Raw genomic sequence first — 19,489 nt, 5'->3', positions numbered from 1 at the left:
TTACCTTCCGATATGCATCCCTGCCCCACAGTAGCTACACTCATCTTCTTCCTTTCTTTACAGGCTGTCAGTAACACCCTCACTCTTTTCTTCTGATAAATTCCACAAAGGCAAACATGATGGAAATAACACTCAGAACAGCAACAATCAACTCCGACATGTTGTTTGCATATATTCTGCCATCTTTGGCTCCATAATGCCAAGTATGAGATAATAGCTGCACCAGAGCAGCCCCAGTAAAAGAACAAGGCAGGTGACATACTTGAGCAGACCTGCCGCTTTACTGATGAATTTGATATTTCTTGCGATTTGTTTCTGCGTATAGTCCTTTTTTATCAGCTTCTTTTTTACACCGCCGCCCACGGCACCTAGGAGCAGACTTACGGATAAACTGACGCATATCGAAAAGTATACACTCATAAGATCCCATCCTTTTCAAATATTAGATCGATTCTGCGGATACAGCCGTTTGCACTGATTTCTGTCGGTATCATTCCAGCATACCGGTAGCCCTTTGCGGCATAGTCATTTATGATATCACGATGCTCCATTATGACTGCCAGAACCACGTCCTTCATTATGTAAGCAACATTACCATATTCATATTGTTTCATAGGGTCTCCTTCCTGCGAACCTCTTGTAAATCATCTTGTTTATGTGCCATCAAATAAGCATCAATAAATTTTTTTGAAGGCGTGTATATGTTCTTTGGAAGCTGATCGATTGGAAACCATTTCCATTCATCCTGCTTTTCCGGCTCCATAACACAAAGCGTCCCGCTGCAGGCACGGGCTATCACCTGAATGGTGACATAATGCTTACCTGGCTGCAGATCATCAACGGCACTATACACCTGTAAGTCATTGATATCCAGATTGGTTTCTTCTTTTGTTTCCCTTACGGCACCCTCTAAAATCGTCTCCCCGTATTCCTGCTTTCCACCCGGAAGACACCAGGAATCCGGTTCATAAATCCCACCGGTATCCGCTGCATTGCATACGCGGTGTCCCAGCAACAGCCTTCCATTTTGAAGAATCAAAACACCGATTCCTACACGTATATAAGCATCCATAAGCTTCACTTCCTTTTTTCCTTGATATTCAATCAATCATCATGCAGATGGCCTGTCAGATCAGGTGATTTTCCTTACAATACCGGTAAATTTCTTCCTCCCTGACACTGCCGCAGATTACATCCGCCACGGCCTTTACATCCTGACTGGCATTGTCCATGGCGATGCCGGTTCCAACTGCCTGCAGCATTTCAATGTCATTGGTACTATCTCCAAAGGCGATGGCTTCCTCTTTGGTGAACGGAACATAGTCCAGAACCTTTTTGACACCGAGTCCTTTTCCACCATTTGCCGGAATGATATCCACCGCTCTCGATTATTCCTACCTTAATCTAAATTATAGTAAACAAAAGAGGTAATGTACAGCAAATACGCTGCATTACCACCTTTTCCTGTTATATTTCGTATGCTACAGGCTTTAACGCTTGGACGCATGGCGGATGAGAGAAGCCCCGCTGTAAATATGCTGCATTCAAAATCTGTTAAGCACAGACCTTTCCACCATTCCAGCTTCTGCTGTCGTCATGCAGCTGTGAGGCATGATGACAGTCACTATCTGTTTGACGGTAAGCCTTACTGCCATACGCGTTGTCTTTATCAGGTCTTACAGCACCGTTTTTTGGAATCCGCGGCATGTGCTTTCCCCTGTTGCTAAACTTTCACACGGTATGTGTTTTCTCTGCAGTATTTGGCAGCCGTATACAGATGCACAGCCTATTTTGCGCATACTCTGCAGAGATGCTGCCATGCATACGCTCCAGTAGACTCCGTGCGATTTCCAAGCCGAGGCCTGTACGCGAGAAAGCATTGCCGCATTCAAGCTGCGCACAATCTTTCTTTGCAGCATATGAACAACCGGTTCCTAATTCCATGTTGACTCCTTTCATGAATGTTTATACGATATGGGCTTCTTCTACTCCAGCAAAACTGTTTGGAAGTCTGTCAAAGATTTTTAACATTTGCATATGTTCTCTGTTTTGTATCTGTTTTATGTATCCTTTCTACGAATATACGAAATCAGAGTTGTTCTGTAATATGAATCAAAGGGGTTTTGTATAAGAGACAGTTTTATGCATTTTGCGGTTCTTCTTTTAAACGGCCGCATCTATATGGAGTCGCATTCCCCATATGTACCAGTGCCAGCACATCTGTTCTGCATACATTCCAGAATTGTATATCCACACATTCGCTTTCTGCATGACATGCTGTACGATCGTGTGGAGGATGCCGATCGACACCTGTTTATTTATCTGTATTCTTTGTTTTCTGCATCACATCATAGCATAGGAAATCACCGTTTTCTGTCGGTATGATATGATATGCACTTTCCCTGTAGCCGCGTTTGATATAGATTGCCTTTGCCGGAAGTGATGCATCGAATCTACAGATATCTGTACATTCGAATATTTTCTGCTCTGCAAAATCCATTAGCCTGCGGCCATATCCCTTTTTCTGGTGTGCCGGCAGAACAAACAGCCTGCATATCTCATGATTCTTCAGCGTGACAGTACCGACGGCAAGCTGCTTCTCATTCAATAAAAGATAAACACTGCCGGCTTCCAAGTCCTGACGAATTCCTGCGTCATTATGGTGTGAGAGAAAAAAATCTACTGCGCCCTTCGGATAATAGTGAGGATAGATTTCCTGTATCGTTTCTCTGGTGATCGTACGTACCACCTGCAATGTCTGTTCTTGGAATCCTGCCTGAATGATTCTGCAGCCCTCCGCATTTTCGTAATTCATAATTCACCTTCTCCTTTTCGTCCTGTTATCCATATGCTTCTTATATTTCTATGAGAATGGAGGTTCCCTTACTGTGGTCACCATTGAGCCACTGCCACTGCTCATGTAATTCTATGCAGTTATCCTTTAGAACAACTGGTATGCTGTGGCACTTCCCGATTTTGATTTCTTTCTTTATATTCAGGTGCTGATAGGTAAAGTCCAGCATTCCTGCTTCATCCACAGTTCCAATCAGAAATCCCTTCAAGATATCTCCGCCTGCATATTCTGCCCATATGACAGTATCCTTTTGATGGTAATGAAATACAGTCTGCTCACTGACCTCGCCATTCGCACTGTTAAGCTTTGGAATGAAGCTTTTTCCATCATAATCTATGTTATTTTCATTTGCCATCGTTATCGCCTCCTGTTTATGATCTTCCCTACTGCCTGCTATACAACGCGCCTTGCGTTTTGCATGCGCACTATTTCAGGAACATCACATTCTGAACCTTTTCCGTAATCCAGATTTCATCCTGCAGTATTTCAATATCATATCCGCTGACCGTCTTTTCATCAAAGGATTTCATAATGCATTCCAATCCGAACGCAGCATCCATTTTTCTGGGAAATCTGATCTGTGTTTCAAAAGAATCATGGTATGTAAAACCGGCAGTCTCTGCAAGCTGCCGCCATTCATACAGCGTATAAAATTTGATATGTCCATCCTTTTTCATCTGCATATAAGCATCGACAAATCGTTTTTCATCATCTTCATTGGGTGCTGGTCGCAGAGAAAGAAACAGCCTTTTTGCCGCAATACACGATATACTTCCTGAAATGTTTGCGTAATTGCGGGAAAATGATGCAGAGCATAGCGGGTTATGACCATATCAAAGGTTACAGCTTCGAATGGAAAGTCTATACCTTCATAGCATATAAGATGCAGATTTCTCCTATGTAAAGCATTTGCTTTATCACGATTCCTGCATCATGTTTCCGCAACGATATCCAGCCCATATATTTCACAGTCCGGATATCGCTTCGCAATTGCAAAGGAAAGATAACCTGTTCCTGTTCCCAGATCCAGTATTTTCATGCCCGGACGTATCGGTAGAAAACTCAGGATTGCTTCCAGGTGTGATGCGTCCTGTGTTTGCATATCATAATATGCTGCTTTTTTGAAGCTTTCTTCGAATCCTTGTTTTGTTTTCTCTATACTGTCTTTTGAATTCTGCTCCATGTCCATTTCCCCTTCCATGAAGAACAATCACTTTCACAAGTTTACGCTGAGTTATATTCAACGCATATCGTTCTATGCCGTTTTTTCAGCTGAAGCATAAGCTTTCCAGAACTTCCTGCAACCTTTAACAGCTCTTTGTGTAACTCATCCATGACTTTTTGTTATGGATATAAAATAGATGTAGCTGGTCATCCCACGGATCAGGGTGGTACAAAGATGGTGATTCTATGTAAAGCTACTGCAAACACAAAGCTTTGTATTCATATTTAGATGTACCGATCTTGAATTAAGATCCATTAACCTCAGGTTGAGGCTAGACGGGAAACGTGATGATATATCACTTCGTGAAAAGATTTAGATCCACTAGCCTCAAAAGAGGCTAGACCATTTGTGTCAATAAAGCCTGTTATGTAGATTATACTTAACAAAAAAGGGAATGTACAGTCTAATCTGCACAAAACCCTTTCCATAATTGTCTGCGGATATCCGATTCCTGTGAAAGGCATACATAAAATCCGAACGCATTACATGGTTTTTCCTTTTATTTCGCTTGTCCGGTTTCCAGCAACAGCCCACCTCCTGATCAATATATCCACAAAAAGCATTTACATTTACTGATGCTGAAGAAACAGAAGCTTCTGCTCTTTGAAGGCATATGTAGGTAACAGCCTGCAATATCCTTCTGCTTTTCCGACCATGAATTTCATTTCCCTGGGGCATATGCTTTTATCCATTGCATTTCAGCAGGGAATCGATTATTCAGGAGTTATCGGTTTCACAGCAGGTACAGCAAACGTTTCCGAATGAAAGTTGGAATAATATCTGCCCTTTGTTACAGTAATCTTTAAAACACAATAATCCGGATCCGTTACTCCCTCAGGATAATACATGGTATCCCCTTCTCTCCATATCATTTCCCTGCTTTTAGTATCCTCCAGAATTTCTGCAGTTCCTATCAGCATAACACCTCGAAAATAGCGTTTATCACAGAAATAAATACATGCCTTCGGGTTTTCTCGGTACTGTGCTGCCCGCATGGAGGATGTGTTTGTCGTAAAATAAAATGTTTGAATACCGATTCTCTTTCTCGGAGAAAGCATTGCCTTCGTGTTTGGAAAGCCGTCCAGATCCACGGAGCTGACAAATGCTGTTGTCTGTTTATCTATCAGCCTGCCAATCGTTGCTTCACAATCTTTCATCATATCACTCACCAACCTTTCCTCCATTGTAGTCTGATCGGAAGCATTTGTACATTACCCACTTTTTTGTGACTATATAAGTCCCTTTTCCTTCAAAAATTCCTCACGGTTATCCTCCAGCATCATTTCCACTCCGATTTCCTGCATGATTGCAATCGCCTCCAGCATATGCTCTCCGCGCTTGGTAAGATAATATTCAACATGCAGCGGATAACCGGCATACGTATGCTTTTCAACCATACCGTATTCCAAAAGCTCCTTCAGCTGTTCCATCAGCATTTTCTGTGTGATGCCCAGTATTTCTTTTTTCAAGGAAGATAATGAGCGGCGCCCTTTTCCAAGCTGCCACAGAATAATCGGTTTCCATTTACCTTTTGTAACATCATGCGTCAGCTCCAGAGGACAGGTGTATTCCATACGTGTTTTCAAATTGCTCCTCCTGTTTAGCTTTATCACAGCACTTGTATAGAGGCCGTGCAGTACATACCTTTACCAGCGTTTCATGTTTCTTTCGAATTTTTCTTTATATGCTGTCTTTAATTCTTCGGAAGATATATCATAACACAACAAAATATCGTTATAATACATTAGAACATCAGCTAATTCTTCAATTAGATCTTTTCTTATATCTTCCTGATGAGCCGCTTCAAAATCCCCATGCTTTTTTACGATGTCTATGACTTCGCCTATTTCTCCAATCATCCAAAGCAGCTTGTTCCTGCCTGCTAGAACAGAAATACCTTCCCATTTATCTTTATATTTCTCTTGCAAAATCAGCTGCATTTCTTTCATTTCATTGATCGTAAATTCATCCATGTTATCCTTCTTTCATTCTGGTTTATTACTTTCCCTTTTCTATACATTCAGGCAAGCTGCCAATCAGCAGCCCAACCACTAAACCAAGTGCTATATTATCCAATAATAGTCCGCCCATAAATCCCAAAATCAGGCCCCATGCGATTTTATCATTAGAACTGGATTTTCTGTTTTTCCTGTTTTTCACCATCATCCTCCTGCGCATATTCTGCTTATAGTAATCTATTCATGCTCATCTATGAGTTCCTTGTAGTCCTGATATCAACAAATGGGTAGGTAATGGATTCTCCAGTGGGAACTGTACACCTACCTTTGATAACATTCATATTACAAGCCTGTTTCAGAAAATTCTGATGACCAATGGTATCTACAAAAGCTTGATTGCACATAATCTTCTTCTATTGCCTTTTCTATTATATATAAGAATGAACCATATCTTTGATCAGGAGGCTCAGACCTATACATACAGCCTTTCCATACCCTGTGAATATTCTAGCAGATTCGTTTGTGTAATCGTACAGATCAATTCAATTTCATATATAAAAGTGGGTATGGATTGCCTTGTTCATCACACTCAGTCCTTTTATACACTTTAAATCCCATGTATTCATAAAACCCTTTTGCTAGAGGATTTTGTTCATTTACTGCCAGATCATTCACTGAATATTTTTCTATTCCGAATGTAAGCAATTCTCTGCCCAAGCCTTTTCCTCTTTCTACGTCAGAAATGAAGAGCATTTCAAGATGCTGCTCTGCAATTCCCATGAATCCTACGGGAACCTGATGTTCATTTACCACGATAATTAAATACGGTATTTCCTGTATTGCCTGTGGCACATAGTTCTTAATATTTTCTATTTCTTCCTCTGTCAGGAAGAGATGGGTTGCTTTTACAGAGCTTTCCCACACCTCTAGCAGCTGCCCTGTCAGTGTTGGATATCTATCTATGCTTCAATGATTTTCATTTTGTTATCCTCTGTAATTCTAACAAATATTCTATGAGTCAAAGTACCATCAACAACAAGCACTGCCTAACCAATACAGGCACGTGAAACAGCCCTCCTATTGCATATGCTGTTACAGTATCCATAAAAGAAAGTGTGCCGTCTTATCGCCATAGCGCCTATATACCAAAATACTGACATTTTAAACCGACCAGCTTTTCAATTGATCACTTTATATCTTAGGCGAATATACGAATTTCTCAGTACATCACACGCTTCCAGCTTCAGTACTCCCAATGCATGCAAGTCATCTACAGATGTGATGGAAGCTCCGTCAATCAGTGTCGCAGTATCTTTTCCGCCAATCAATATCGGGGCAACAACAATATCTATATAGTCCAGCAATTTATTCCTCAAAAAAAGTCCGTTCAAGGTACCTCCTGACTGTACCGTTAATCGACTGCATCCATAATCCTCTTTTAAAATTTCCAAAGCGCCTGCCAGATCCAACGTATCCTGCATGATGATGTGTAAATTATCTTCCTTTACTAAAAATGCCGGATGTGCGGGGTTTTGTGTAATCAACACAAATTCCTTGGACAACTGACAGAAATACCGAATGCCGTGCTCCGTTAGATGATGATTATCCAGCAACACAAAGGATACAGGCGATTTTGCCGGGAAATCCTCTTCATTTACTCCCATTTTCTGCTGAACTCGACCGGTATTAAAGGACCATAGATCACTCATTTGTTCAAATTCATAATATTGATGAAGTCCCTCCTTAACGCCGGTTATATTAGGAAAGTCTTTATCGACATCCAATTCATCCGATGACCCGGTACTGATTTTCCCGTCTACTGACATCAGCATAAACAAGGTGGTTACTGCTCTATCCATAATTCATTCCTCCTATGACTAGCTTCATTCTAACACAGTGAAATGAAATTGTCATGAATGAATAAACTCCCGAGTTGCAAGCTGGATTTCTTCATGAGGTAAAAAATAAAAGCAGTCACCTATTTACCACTTATTGACATAATCGAGCTTACTCAATACTTATATCATTTCGGTAGTTCACGATGGAACCTGCTATTTTAAGAATAGTGAATACAAAAAGAAGTGAATTCTATAAAAGACTCCACTTCTATTTCTATCGCTTTGATATTGCCTAGGTATCTTTCTAAATGCGATATAACGTAATTATAGTATATTTAACGTTTTTACGTAATACCTCTGTATAAATCTTCATAAGAAAGGGCAGGTATTTTTTGGCTTAAAGCAGATTCATTTCAGCTTGTTTACACAACCTTGCTACATTCCCAGATAAGCCGAAGTATACTATCCTGTTTAAACTGCATTGAAAAATAAAGAACGAAGTTTTTGCAAATGGGCATATCATTGGTATATCTCACTATGCTGACTGTTTTTATTTTGAATATATCAATTTATTCATCGATATCTTAATATCCCCTGCAGATCTTTTGTGTTTTCTTTCTGCTTTTCTTTCTCTCTAACATGACGATTTATACACATATAACTGTAAATAATTCTAATTCGCCAAATATGTAAATTCCCACAATAGTAAAGACCCCTGCAATACATGCAGGAGTCCGTTTGTTAAATGAATCGCCTGAAAAAGGAATCAGCTGTTAATCTTCGTATTCTTCGTACTCTTCGTATTTTCTATCTGTTTCATCATAGTCGAATGCTTCCGCATAATCCTCACGCAGATCATCATCACGCAGTCGGCAGTTTCTCATGCAGCGGCGATACTGCTCACGGCAGCGGTCCTCACAGCTAGGGCGTGGCGGACACGGTCTTGGCGGGCATGGTCTCGGTGGACATGGTTTTGGCGGACACGGTTTTGGCGGGCATGGTCTTGGTGGACATGGTCTTGGCGGACACGGACGGTGATTGCCGCAGCCACAGCCATGAGAGTTTCCATTGCTTCCACAACCGCAGTCATTGTCATGGTGATGACAGCCGCAGCTGCCATGATTACCACCGCAGCCCGGACGGTAGGTGTTGACACAGGAACAGCGAGAACGGCTTTCCGTATTGCAGCCGGACTGGTTTACCAGAATTCTTTCTCCATTGCGTGCGCAGGAAGACCCGCGTCCGCTGTTGGAAGAACAATTGCATCTTGAGTTATACATGTAAGATTTCCTCCTTTATATGAGATTTCATCCATCTCAATCCACTATATGCAAATGTCCGATGCCCAACATAGGCGTATCACAATGGTGGAGGGAAAATCTGTGTTTTTTTCTTACTTGCTTTCCAGCATGGCGCGGAATACATCCAGTCTGGTATAGGCGTTGACATTAAACCGCGGCAGTGCATAGGAATCATCACTGCGTTTTGCTTTGCAGTTCTCATTGTATCCAAAGGCAAGGCGCGTGCCGTTATCCTTTAGAATTTTCTGTATTCTTTTATTATATTTCCCATACGGATATGCGTAATAGGTGATAGAGCCCTGCTTTGCGGCCTGCTCCGTATCCCTTTGCAGCTGTTCATCGTTTAGCTGATCGATGCGAAAGCCATCCGCATTCTTATGATGAAGATCATAGGAATGTGAGAAATACTGAAGCACACGTTCATCCTGCATATCCGCATGGGAAGCATGCTGGCGAAGCTTAGGATCATAGGGACCGTGCTGCTCATCAATAGCCGAGCCAATCACGAATACCGAGCCGGTAAAGCCATAGCGCTTCAATACCGGCTGTGCAAATTTCGTCGTTGAATAAAATCCGTCATCAAAGGTGATGGCAATACTTTTCTCATCCAAATCTTTCTTCCCCATCTTCCAGGCATATACATCCTCCAGTGTCACACTGTGGTAGCCCTCTTCCTTTAACAGCTGCATCTGCCGTTCAAAATCAGAGAGGGAGATCACCCACATGTTGTTCGGGAAGAAGGCCTGTTTATCAGCATCCGGAACAACATGGTGATAGCCGATAATCGGTATGCCGTCCTCGCGGTTAAACGCCTGCACAAGCGCATTTCCCGCATACAGCAATAGCAGGATGCAAAGCAGAATGACCGTTAGCTTTCTCTGACGCATAAACACCTACTTCAGAAACAGACGCACCAGGCGCTGCTTGCATGTTGTATAGGGGTGATAGCGAAAAGGCAGATCGATCCAGTTCGCTTTTTTTACGATACTCTTGCAGTGAGAGAAGGTTTGAAAGCTGTCATAGCCGTGATAGCTTCCCATCCCGCTTTGACCAACACCGCCAAAGCCCATCGCACTCGTTGCCAGATGAATAATCGTATCGTTGATGCAGCCGCCCCCATAGCTAAGAGCTGACAACACCCTGTGCTGATTCTGCTTCTGCTCGCTGAACAGATACAATGCCAGAGGTTTTTCCTTATCCAGAAGTGTCTGTATAACCTCATCCAGATCCGTAAAGGTCAGTATCGGAAGCAGCGGACCAAAGATTTCCTCCTGCATGATGGCATTGTCCCATGAGATATTCTCAATTACCGTTGGCTCGATTTGACACGTTTCTTCACGGATGGCTCCGCCCATACAGATGCTTCCCTCCTGCATGAGTGCACAAAGGCGGTCAAAATGCTTTTTATTGATGATTTTCGGATAGGTTGCACAATCCATGGCACTTCCCTGAAAAAAGGTATGCAGACTGTCCTGCAGATAAGCCAGAAACTCATTTTTCACCGATGCCTCTACATATACATAATCCGGGGCAACACAGGTCTGTCCCGCATTCAGGAACTTCCCAAACGCAATACGGCGGGCAGCCAGCTTCAAATTTGCGCTCCTATCTACAATGCATGGACTTTTACCGCCAAGCTCCAGCGTGATCGGTGTCAGATATCTGCTGGACTTTTCCATGACCAGACGGCCGACCTCTACTCCGCCGGTAAAAAAGATATAATCAAAGCGCTGCTCCAGCAGCTCTGTATTTTCACGGCGGCCTCCCTCAACCACTGCCACATATTCACTGGGAAAGCAACGGCGAATCAGCTTTGCGATGATGGCAGAGGTTGCGCTCGCATAGGCACTCGGCTTGATGATGACCGTATTCCCTGCCGCTATCGCGCCAATCGCCGGCTCCAGTGAAAGCTGGAACGGATAATTCCACGGCGCCATTACCAGAACTACCCCATAAGGCTCAAACTGCGTCCAGCTTTTTGCTGAAAACTGTGCAAGTGGTGTATGAACGCGCTTTGGCTTTGCCCACTGCTCTATATGGCGAAGCTGATAGGTCAGCTCACTCAGCACCATACCGGTTTCGCTCATATACGCTTCCATATCGGATTTATTGAGGTCTGCGCGCAGAGCCGCATGAATTTCCGCTTCCATGTCGCGAATTGCTGAACGCAGCTTCTTCAATGCATTTCGGCGTATTTCCAAATCCTTTGTTGCCTGCGTGCGAAAATATGCACGCTGTTTCTTTACCAATCCTTTGATTTCCATACCATCACCTGTTTCCTTTGTTTCTGAAATTATAGCAGAATTCTGTCTGCTTGTGTACCTTACGGCTGAAAAACCTCTGCTGCTTTTCATCACCGGATTTCCATTCAAATCGAAACATACACCGCGATATGCATTGCCGCAGTATCGTATGCATAAAATATATCAAATTTTTTCCTCTATGAGTATTTATAAGGGATACATACCGCAGGCCACCCTGCTGGAACACGATGCTTTCGTTCCTGCTGCTTGGAATTTTTGTCTACCATGTGTCTTATTCATTTCCTTTGTCTCATAGCTTATCGCTGTCATTCACTGAAAAAGCGATTGATTATGGAGGTAACGAAAAATTTCACAAATTTACATTTCCTGCTTACAAATAGAAATAAATACAGTATAATGGAATCGAGGTGAAACGTTATGAGAGGTATTTACAATTCAGTAACTGATATAAGAAGAAATGTCTTTACAGAAATCGCCCGCCTTGCCTATGAAGGCGGAGATTATGCAAGCAGTATTGAAAAGCTGCCATTTAAAATTATCCCGGGAGAACGTGCTACTTACCGTGATTCTATTTTTCTGGAGCGTGCCATTGTTGGTGAGCGCCTGCGTCTTGGAATCGGTCTTCCTGTAAGAAGAATGGATGAGCATTCTTCCTTGAGTGATGGTATTGAAGAAAGTGCCATCGCCGAAAAATATTACGATGACCCACTGGTAAACGTTATCAAGTTTGCCTGCAATGCATGTCCGGAAAAGACGGTTGTGGTAACCGATACGTGTCAGGGCTGTCTGGCACATCCATGCAAGGAGGTATGTCCAAAGGATGCGATCTCTATGGTGAACGGAAAATCCTACATCGATCAGGAGAAATGCATCAAATGCGGACGCTGTATGGATGTGTGTCCATATGGTGCAATCAATAAGCTGGAGCGTCCTTGTGCAAGAAGCTGCGGTATGGATGCCATTACCTCCGATGAGCTGGGTCGGGCGGAAATCGACTATGATAAGTGTGTATCCTGCGGTATGTGTCTGGTGAATTGTCCGTTCGGTGCCATTGTCGATAAGGGACAGATTTTCCAAACCATTCATGCGATGAAGTCCGGTAAGGAGGTGATTGCCGCGATTGCCCCTGCCTTTGTCGGCCAATTTGGACCGACTGTCACACCGGAAAAGGTAAAAGGAGCGTTAAAGGAGCTTGGCTTTGCGGATGTTGTTGAAGTTGCAATCGGTGCTGACCTTTGTACAGTGGAGGAAGCTGAGGATTTCCTGAGCAAGGTACCGGCTGAGCAGCCGTTCATGGCGACCTCCTGCTGTCCTGCATGGTCTGTTATGGCGAAAAAGCTGTTCCCGGACTTCAAGCCGTATATTTCCATGGCTTTGACTCCGATGGTACTGACCGGACGGCTGATCAAAAAGCAAAAGCCGGACGCAAAGGTTGTCTTCATCGGACCTTGCGCCGCAAAGAAGCTGGAAGCCAGCAGGAAAAGTGTGAGAAGTGATGTGGATTTTGTCTTGACCTTTGAAGAGGTAATGGGGATGTTTGAAGCAAAGGGAATCAACCTGCCGCAGGTCGAGGCAGACGCTCCATTTGAGGAAGGCACTGCCAATGGTCGTGGCTTTGCTGTCAGCGGAGGCGTTGCCAATGCGGTGAAGCAGTGTATTCAGAAGGAGCATCCGGACAAGGAGGTTCTGATCGATTCCGCTGAAGGTCTGAAAAACTGCCGCACCATGCTGATGATGGCAAAGGCTGGAAAAAGAAACGGCTATCTGCTGGAGGGTATGGCATGTCCGGGTGGCTGTGTAGCCGGTGCCGGAACATTGCAGCCGGTAATCAAATCCAGTGCTCTGGTTAAGAAATATACAAATGATGCAGAAAAAAAGCTTGCATTCGAAAGTGAATATCTGGATAACCTGGATTTACTGACCAAAGAATAAACACATAAAAAAATAAAACAGACATCCTGTACAGCAATTCGAGGTTCTTTCTTACTTTAGGGTGTTTGCAAAAGGGGAGACTTCAACTTGTATTGATAACTGCAATAGTTGGAAGTCTCCCTATTTTACGTTTACCTGCAATCGAGAAAGAACCCAATTCGCTACAGGATGTCTTTTGAAAAAGGAAGTCCTTCGTGTACAGGGGCTTTCTTTTCTGACGATAGTATACTGTTCACCTTTAGAATAAGCTAAAGTGATGGACTTTCAGGCTGTCCTGCACTTGACCTTTCTGCGAGGATGCTGTAAGCCGTTTTTCAAATTACATATACCTGAGAATCAGCCTGCCGCTTCTTTGATATCCGGTGTGATTTCCACATAGACATCATCATAAATATCCTGCAGGGAGCTGCTCAGCTGCTTCTGTATAGCCGCAAGCTGCGTCACATTGATCATATTGGTATCGTTGCGGATGTATATTTCCACCCAAAGCTTTCGTCCGGTCTGTATGATATTATAAAAGGTTGGTTCATAGGAATACCGTTCGAATTCATGATCCGCCAGCCTTCGAATCCGCTGTGTTACATCCTCCTCAGGCGCAAACAGAATCAGACTGCGAAATGCATCCTTCATCATACGCCATGGCTGCGGCAGCATGATCATCGCAATGACGATGGCGATAATCTGATCCACATAGGGAGACAGCCACGCAAGCGAGGTATCGGCCAACAGGCCGGCACACAGAAACGCAGCGGCAACACCGATGCTGCTGCACACATCAATTTTCCAGCCCAGCAGCTCCGCTTTTATCAAAGGAGAATCGACACGGCGATTCATCACCAGTAAGGCGATGAGTATGACAGCGGACAGCACTGCCAGAAACAGCTCAAACCAGCCAATCATTCCCTGATCCACATGATTTCCGCCATTAACGATCATCTGTACATTACCAACGATCAATCCAATAGTTACAGCTGCCAGAAAACCTCCCTTCATCAACAAAAAGAAGGACTCCAGCTGGGAGTAGCCATATGGCTTGCGCTCCGAATACGGGCGGTACAGCAGCGGTACAAGAAAGACCATCAGCGCAAGGACAACAGCCTCCGCACCGTCATAGATACTGTCCATCAGCACCGCCTGTGAATTTGTATAGATTGCCATCATGACCTCGATTACGGAAAACAGAATTCCCGCAGCGACCGTCACATGCAGAAGACGCTGTTCATAATTCATTTTTTCTTTATTCATAGTATATTCAGCCTCACTTTTCCATAAAGAAATACCCTTCTCTATTGAAACGGGCCCGGCTGTATATATTGTTTGGATGTACGCTTTTTTCTTTTGTCCGAGTGGACAAGCATAGTTTCACAATCCTTTCCTGTTTCCATTGTATCGCTTTTTGTACTGCATTACAAGGTATGCATTCACCTTCCATATATGAATTTATTGTATTTTGCTTACTTTTTGCTTATACTAAACAGGAAAGTGAGGTCAGATATTATGGAAAATTACGGATACTTTCATGTTGCGTGTATTACGCCTGCTGTTCAGATTGCGGATGTGGAGACCAATCGAAAGACCATGCAGAGACTGCTGCATACCCTGCGCCCCGATATACGGCTTGCGGTGTTTCCTGAATTGTCGCTGTGTGCTTACACCTGTCAGGATCTGCTGTATCAAAATCTGTTGCTGGATGATTGTCTGGCAGCCTTGAAAGCACTGCGGGATGAGAATGAAAGTGAAGCCATCCTTGCAGTCGGTCTTCCCCTTCGACAGGGGAATCATCTGTTTAACTGTGCAGCGTTTCTATATAAGCATGATATTCTCGGCATCGTTCCCAAAACCTATGTCCCGAATTATAATGAATTTTATGAGAAGCGGTGGTTTTCAGACAGTGAGCAGCGCATGCTGGATACGATCAGTCTGTTTGGAAAGTCTGTACCCTTCACACCGAATCTTTTGATTCATGATGAAACAAGCGGCGCTGTAATTGCCGCCGAGGTGTGCGAGGACCTCTGGGTGCCTATTCCCCCATCTACCAGACATGCCGGGCATGGAGCCAATGTAATCGTCAATCTGTCTGCCAGTAATGAAACAGTCGGCAAAAGCGAATATCGCAAGGCGATAATCACAACACACAGCGCCAAAAACATGTGCGGCTATGTCTATACCTCGGCAGGTGTCAGTGAAAGTACAAGCGATCTGGTATTCAGCGGACATGACATCATCGCAGATAACGGCACCATCATTTCAGAATCCGAAATACTGGAAGAGGAACACATTCTCTATGGGGAAATCGACCTGGAAAAATGCCGCAGTGAGCGGCTGAAATTTCATACAGCGATGCAGATTCAGGACAGCTGCACCTATACAGAGGTTACGATACGAACTGCCCCGATTACGCAGCCGTTGCAGCTGATGCGTGACATCTCTCCTTATCCGTTTGTACCAGGAGAGGAAGCACAGCGCAGCAAACGCTGTATGCAGATTTTGCATATGCAGGCTGCCGGACTTGCACAGCGATTGAAGAAAATTAATTGTACACAGCTGATTATCGGTATATCCGGAGGTCTGGATTCCACGCTAGCGCTGCTCGTAGCACATATGGCGTTTGAAAGGCTCGGTCTCAACAGCAAGGGTATCCTTGCAGTAACCATGCCGGGATTTGGCACCACAAGGCGAACACGCGGCAATTCCCATAAGCTGATGGCTGCCCTGCATACAAGTGTGAAAGAAATTTCCATACATGATGCATGCGAGCAGCATTTCCACGATATCGGGCATGACCCGAAACAACTGGACATCACCTATGAGAACACACAGGCAAGAGAGAGAACGCAGATTCTGATGGATTTAGCCAATACATACAACGGCATTGTCTTGGGTACCGGTGATCTGAGCGAGCTTGCTCTGGGATGGTGTACCTATAACGGAGATCATATGTCCATGTATGGTGTCAATGCATCCATTCCCAAAACACTGGTACGCCATCTCGTAAAAACATATGCGCAGGAAATGCGAAAAACAGAGAAAACAGATATCGCTGATGTATTGGATGATATTTGTGCGACACCGGTTTCGCCGGAGCTTCTGCCACCGAAGGCTGATGATGAAATCGCACAGATAACGGAGGATGCCATCGGCTCCTATGCATATCACGACTTTTTCCTCTACCACATGCTGAGAAATCACTATGCCCCTGCCAAGATACTGAAGCTTGCAATGCTCGCCTTTCCACAGGAAGAACGTAAGGTTATCCTTGATACCATGCGGATATTCTACCGTCGCTTCTTTACACAGCAATTCAAGCGAAACGCAATGCCGGACGGCGTTAAGGTAGGTTCCATCTGTCTTTCCCCGCGCGGTGACTGGCGTATGCCGAGTGATGCCAGTGCAGCGGCGTGGATTAGGCAGGTGAATGACCTGCAATAGACCCCGTATGATCAGATATTTGCAATTCGCAGTGATATGGTATTTAAAAAAATGCAATACCATAAAAAGGTTCAAAGCAATCCATTCACGGACAGCCTTGAACCTTTTTCACAATCCTGCTGTAACACATCATCTATCTGCATTCTGCCTGCATATATAGGCCTCGAAATCCTCCACACACAGTGGCTTGGAATAATAATAGCCCTGAATTTCATCACAGCCATGCTCCTTTAGGAACACAACCTCATCCGCCTCTTCAATTCCTTCTGCCACACTGTGAATACCAAGCGTCTTCGCAAGACTCAAAACGCCGCCGACAATATCTCTGGCACGCTGCGTATTGCCGTGGTTTGTCTGAAAGAACACCTGATCCAGCTTGATGGTATCGATGGGAATATCCTTCAGCATATTCAATGAGGAATAGCCGCTTCCAAAATCATCCATGGAAATACGGAACCCATAGGAACGCAGCTCCTGAATAATGGCGAACAGCTCCATGCTGCGGTCAAAAATCACACTTTCCGTTATTTCTATTTCCAGCTGCTTTGTGGAAACGCCGTTGCGCTCAACAATTTCGAGTACACGCCGGGCAAAGCCGGGGCGGAAGATATACATTCTGGAAACATTGATGGAAATACGCAGCGAGGGATACGTTTGCTCCCACTTCTTTAAGAGCTGACAGACTTCATCCATCATATACATGTCCAGCTGTTCCAGAAATCCGTTTTTTTCAAACAGCGGGATAAAGGCCATTGGCGGAATCATGCCGAATATCGGAGAATCCCAGCGCACCAGTGCCTCCGCACTGTGGACAATATCATCATGCAGTGTAACCTTCGGCTGCAGAAAGACCTTAAATTCCTTATGCTGCAATGCCTGCTCCATCTGCCCCTCCAGCCGCTTCTGATACAGCATCGTATCGTACATCTTTTCACTGAAGAAGGTACAGCGCTGTTTCTTTTCTGCCTTGCCAAGCATCTTTGCATGCATACAGCGGTCATGACATGGAGAGAACTCACGATCCGTATTCTGGAGCAGATATACACCGGCATAAAAATCAGCCTTAAACTGTTCCCGCTGCTTTCGCATATCCTCCTGAACCGCTTCCATCAAAGCAGCATAACGACTCGCAATGCTATCCGTATCACGCATTTTCCACAAGACGATAAAACGGTCTGCGGAAATCCGTGCACAACGCTCATCCGCACTGCAGTTTTCCTCACACAGCCGCATGGTGGTAATCAGCAGCTGATCACCGCCCTGATAGCCATACAATTCATTTAACAGCTTGAAGTCACTGACGTCGAACTCAATCAGTGCATAGCTGTCGGCCTGCCCTTTATCCAGCAGCATCTGAACGTCCATGCGAAATTTATTGTAATTATAATGGGAAGTCAGATCGTCATAGAATACCACCTTGTCAATTTTCTTCTCATTGCGCACTCGTGACATATACAGATAGCATATGATGCCGCTGAGAACCAGAGCTACCAGAAACCAGGTAGCCGCCGCTATGACAATGACATTATTGATCTGACTGGTCACAACGCTTACCGGAACAACGGAAAACACATACCAGTTGTTATAGCCCAGCGGTTCATAGGCGAGATAGCGGTCTTCATTGTTCATCGACTTGAATTTTACAATACCGCTTTCCTGTTTTTTCAGCTTCTCCGTACCGAAATCATCGTAAAAGCTCAGCTGCTTGAGATTGTGTACGGCCCTGCTGGCGGTTTCACTGTTCGAATTAAGGACGATATTTCCTTCCTCATCCCAGATGGAGCTGAAGCCCTTGCCGTCATAAATTTCCATCAGCAGCTTATCTGCCACATCCTTTGTCCTGCTTGCCGCAAACAATACATTGCGGATACTGCCATCCTCTGCGCGAACCGGTGTGGCAAACACATTGAGATCATACCCCCCGATTTTATCATGCAGGGTATTGGAGAAGGAGGATTTCCCCTTCAGGGCTTCTTTGAAATATTCCCGGTCCCCCACATAAAACAGCATTCCGTCCGTTGTCAGACAGTTTCCCTTTTCATCGGTAATGCCGTAACGCATAAATTCACTGTTTGCACTGGCACTCATCAGTGCCTGAAGCAGCTTTTCCGTATCGGTGGTATGCTCATTCTGCAGCATATAGGATATGTTCTCCAAGGTTGACATATGATCATGAATCCGTATTTCAATCGCGGTTGTAGTAGAAGCGGAGATTTCCTGAACATTATGCTTCAGATCTGTAATCAGACTGTTCCGAATGCGATCGATATAAAATCCTGCAATGCAGGCAAAAAACAGAAGACTGAGTGCTGCAAGAACAATCGCCTGTTTAATGGATCCGTGTTTTTTCATATTCAGCTTCCTCCCTTCTACTAAGTTTATGTATATTATATTTTTATGAAGAGTATAAATTCCCTTTTTTTGTTACATTCTTATTATAAAGTCATTTTCCGGCATATACAACTGAAATTTGTCCATCTGATGAAAGGAAATCTCATTTTTTATCAAAACTGGTAAATCTTGTCTTTTACAGACAGGTAGCACATGAAAAAAGGTGACTGTATTCCTTTTTGATTCTTCTTCGCTAACAAGGACTGTAACATAAAAGAAGAAGTATCGTTCCTAACATTCTTAGAAACGATACTTCTTCCTGTTTTGTTATACTTATATTCTAATCAGATGAATCTC

The 19,489-nt window shown here is 44.0% G+C and carries 21 protein-coding genes and 2 pseudogenes; 2 read left to right on the top strand and 21 right to left on the bottom strand.

Annotated elements, in window-relative coordinates; translation table 11 throughout:
* Window positions 1-147 precede the first annotated feature (147 nt).
* The 19 genes and pseudogenes from ACESPQ_RS16245 to ACESPQ_RS16155 all read right to left on the bottom strand — a co-directional run bounded on the left by ACESPQ_RS16245 (window position 148) and on the right by ACESPQ_RS16155 (window position 11,530).
* Window positions 148-420 carry a transporter gene (locus ACESPQ_RS16245; protein ID WP_257379434.1) on the bottom strand — a complete coding sequence of 91 codons (273 nt, stop codon included), beginning with the start codon at window positions 418-420 and terminating at the stop codon, window positions 148-150.
* Window positions 417-614 (bottom strand): DUF4177 domain-containing protein, encoded by a 198-nt coding sequence (locus ACESPQ_RS16240; RefSeq protein WP_257379433.1) that lies wholly within the window; start codon window positions 612-614, stop codon window positions 417-419. Before ACESPQ_RS16240 ends, ACESPQ_RS16245 begins: the two co-directional genes overlap by 4 nt.
* A complete protein-coding gene (locus tag ACESPQ_RS16235) occupies window positions 611-1,072 on the bottom strand; it encodes an NUDIX domain-containing protein (RefSeq protein WP_257379432.1) in 462 nt (153 codons plus the stop codon). The genes ACESPQ_RS16240 and ACESPQ_RS16235 overlap by 4 nt, the downstream gene beginning before the upstream one ends.
* A 55-nt stretch (window positions 1,073-1,127) precedes the next feature.
* Entirely contained in the window at window positions 1,128-1,379 is a 252-nt protein-coding gene (locus ACESPQ_RS16230; protein WP_109770980.1) for an HAD hydrolase family protein, read from the bottom strand.
* Between the two features lie 175 nt (window positions 1,380-1,554).
* Window positions 1,555-1,707: a hypothetical protein gene (locus tag ACESPQ_RS16225; protein WP_156346805.1), complete on the bottom strand. Its 153-nt coding sequence runs from the start codon at window positions 1,705-1,707 to the stop codon at window positions 1,555-1,557.
* Between the two features lie 24 nt (window positions 1,708-1,731).
* Window positions 1,732-1,944, bottom strand: a complete 213-nt coding sequence (locus ACESPQ_RS16220; protein WP_002608411.1) for an ATP-binding protein — start codon at window positions 1,942-1,944, stop codon at window positions 1,732-1,734.
* A 370-nt stretch (window positions 1,945-2,314) separates the two neighbouring features.
* On the bottom strand, window positions 2,315-2,815 hold the full coding sequence (locus ACESPQ_RS16215; protein ID WP_109770979.1) for a GNAT family N-acetyltransferase: 501 nt from the start codon (window positions 2,813-2,815) through the stop codon (window positions 2,315-2,317).
* Between the two features lie 40 nt (window positions 2,816-2,855).
* Window positions 2,856-3,209 carry a n-acetylglutamate synthase gene (locus tag ACESPQ_RS16210; RefSeq protein ID WP_109770978.1) on the bottom strand — a complete coding sequence of 118 codons (354 nt, stop codon included), beginning with the start codon at window positions 3,207-3,209 and terminating at the stop codon, window positions 2,856-2,858.
* Window positions 3,210-3,279: 70 nt separating this feature from the next.
* Complete coding sequence (locus tag ACESPQ_RS16205; RefSeq protein ID WP_002608408.1) at window positions 3,280-3,537, bottom strand: hypothetical protein; 258 nt, start codon at window positions 3,535-3,537, stop codon at window positions 3,280-3,282.
* Window positions 3,528-4,037: pseudogene (locus ACESPQ_RS16200) on the bottom strand (class I SAM-dependent methyltransferase). Before ACESPQ_RS16200 ends, ACESPQ_RS16205 begins: the two are co-directional and overlap by 10 nt.
* A 755-nt stretch (window positions 4,038-4,792) precedes the next feature.
* Window positions 4,793-5,239, bottom strand: a complete 447-nt coding sequence (locus tag ACESPQ_RS16195) for a pyridoxamine 5'-phosphate oxidase family protein (RefSeq protein ID WP_181952835.1) — start codon at window positions 5,237-5,239, stop codon at window positions 4,793-4,795.
* A gap of 69 nt (window positions 5,240-5,308) precedes the next feature.
* Window positions 5,309-5,665: a winged helix-turn-helix transcriptional regulator gene (locus tag ACESPQ_RS16190; protein ID WP_002608405.1), complete on the bottom strand. Its 357-nt coding sequence runs from the start codon at window positions 5,663-5,665 to the stop codon at window positions 5,309-5,311.
* Window positions 5,666-5,725: 60 nt separating this feature from the next.
* Window positions 5,726-6,052 carry a MazG nucleotide pyrophosphohydrolase domain-containing protein gene (locus ACESPQ_RS16185; protein ID WP_002608404.1) on the bottom strand — a complete coding sequence of 109 codons (327 nt, stop codon included), beginning with the start codon at window positions 6,050-6,052 and terminating at the stop codon, window positions 5,726-5,728.
* A 25-nt stretch (window positions 6,053-6,077) separates the two neighbouring features.
* Window positions 6,078-6,245, bottom strand: a complete 168-nt coding sequence (locus ACESPQ_RS16180; protein ID WP_153810621.1) for a hypothetical protein — start codon at window positions 6,243-6,245, stop codon at window positions 6,078-6,080.
* A gap of 329 nt (window positions 6,246-6,574) precedes the next feature.
* A pseudogene (locus ACESPQ_RS16175) lies at window positions 6,575-7,017 on the bottom strand (GNAT family N-acetyltransferase).
* Window positions 7,018-7,215: 198 nt separating this feature from the next.
* A complete protein-coding gene (locus ACESPQ_RS16170) occupies window positions 7,216-7,896 on the bottom strand; it encodes a dihydrofolate reductase family protein (RefSeq protein ID WP_257366783.1) in 681 nt (226 codons plus the stop codon).
* Window positions 7,897-8,648: 752 nt separating this feature from the next.
* On the bottom strand, window positions 8,649-9,155 hold the full coding sequence (locus ACESPQ_RS16165) for a hypothetical protein (protein WP_044905376.1): 507 nt from the start codon (window positions 9,153-9,155) through the stop codon (window positions 8,649-8,651).
* Window positions 9,156-9,268: 113 nt separating this feature from the next.
* A complete protein-coding gene (locus ACESPQ_RS16160) occupies window positions 9,269-10,063 on the bottom strand; it encodes a polysaccharide deacetylase family protein (protein WP_257379430.1) in 795 nt (264 codons plus the stop codon).
* A gap of 6 nt (window positions 10,064-10,069) precedes the next feature.
* Window positions 10,070-11,530, bottom strand: a complete 1,461-nt coding sequence (locus ACESPQ_RS16155) for an aldehyde dehydrogenase (RefSeq protein ID WP_257379429.1) — start codon at window positions 11,528-11,530, stop codon at window positions 10,070-10,072.
* 327 nt (window positions 11,531-11,857) lie between these two features.
* On the opposite strand from ACESPQ_RS16155, the gene ACESPQ_RS16150 reads away from it, so the two are divergent.
* Complete coding sequence (locus tag ACESPQ_RS16150) at window positions 11,858-13,372, top strand: 4Fe-4S dicluster domain-containing protein (RefSeq protein WP_002608396.1); 1,515 nt, start codon at window positions 11,858-11,860, stop codon at window positions 13,370-13,372.
* 336 nt (window positions 13,373-13,708) lie between these two features.
* Here the strand turns inward: ACESPQ_RS16150 and ACESPQ_RS16145 are convergent, their stop codons facing one another.
* Window positions 13,709-14,617: a cation diffusion facilitator family transporter gene (locus tag ACESPQ_RS16145; RefSeq protein ID WP_008818984.1), complete on the bottom strand. Its 909-nt coding sequence runs from the start codon at window positions 14,615-14,617 to the stop codon at window positions 13,709-13,711.
* 252 nt (window positions 14,618-14,869) lie between these two features.
* On the opposite strand from ACESPQ_RS16145, the gene ACESPQ_RS16140 reads away from it, so the two are divergent.
* Window positions 14,870-16,801 (top strand): NAD(+) synthase, encoded by a 1,932-nt coding sequence (locus tag ACESPQ_RS16140; RefSeq protein WP_002608394.1) that lies wholly within the window; start codon window positions 14,870-14,872, stop codon window positions 16,799-16,801.
* A 129-nt stretch (window positions 16,802-16,930) separates the two neighbouring features.
* Here ACESPQ_RS16140 and ACESPQ_RS16135 read toward each other — a convergent pair whose 3' ends face one another.
* Complete coding sequence (locus ACESPQ_RS16135) at window positions 16,931-19,153, bottom strand: GGDEF domain-containing protein (protein WP_257379428.1); 2,223 nt, start codon at window positions 19,151-19,153, stop codon at window positions 16,931-16,933.
* Between the last annotated feature and the right edge of the window lie 336 nt (window positions 19,154-19,489).

Origin of the sequence: Clostridium sp. HGF2, assembly GCF_964240115.1 — a bacterium.
GTDB classification, from domain to species: domain Bacteria; phylum Bacillota_I; class Bacilli_A; order Erysipelotrichales; family Erysipelotrichaceae; genus Clostridium_AQ; species Clostridium_AQ innocuum.
Note: the sequence above shows the minus strand (reverse complement) of the source record. Positions and strands in the feature narration are given on the sequence as shown.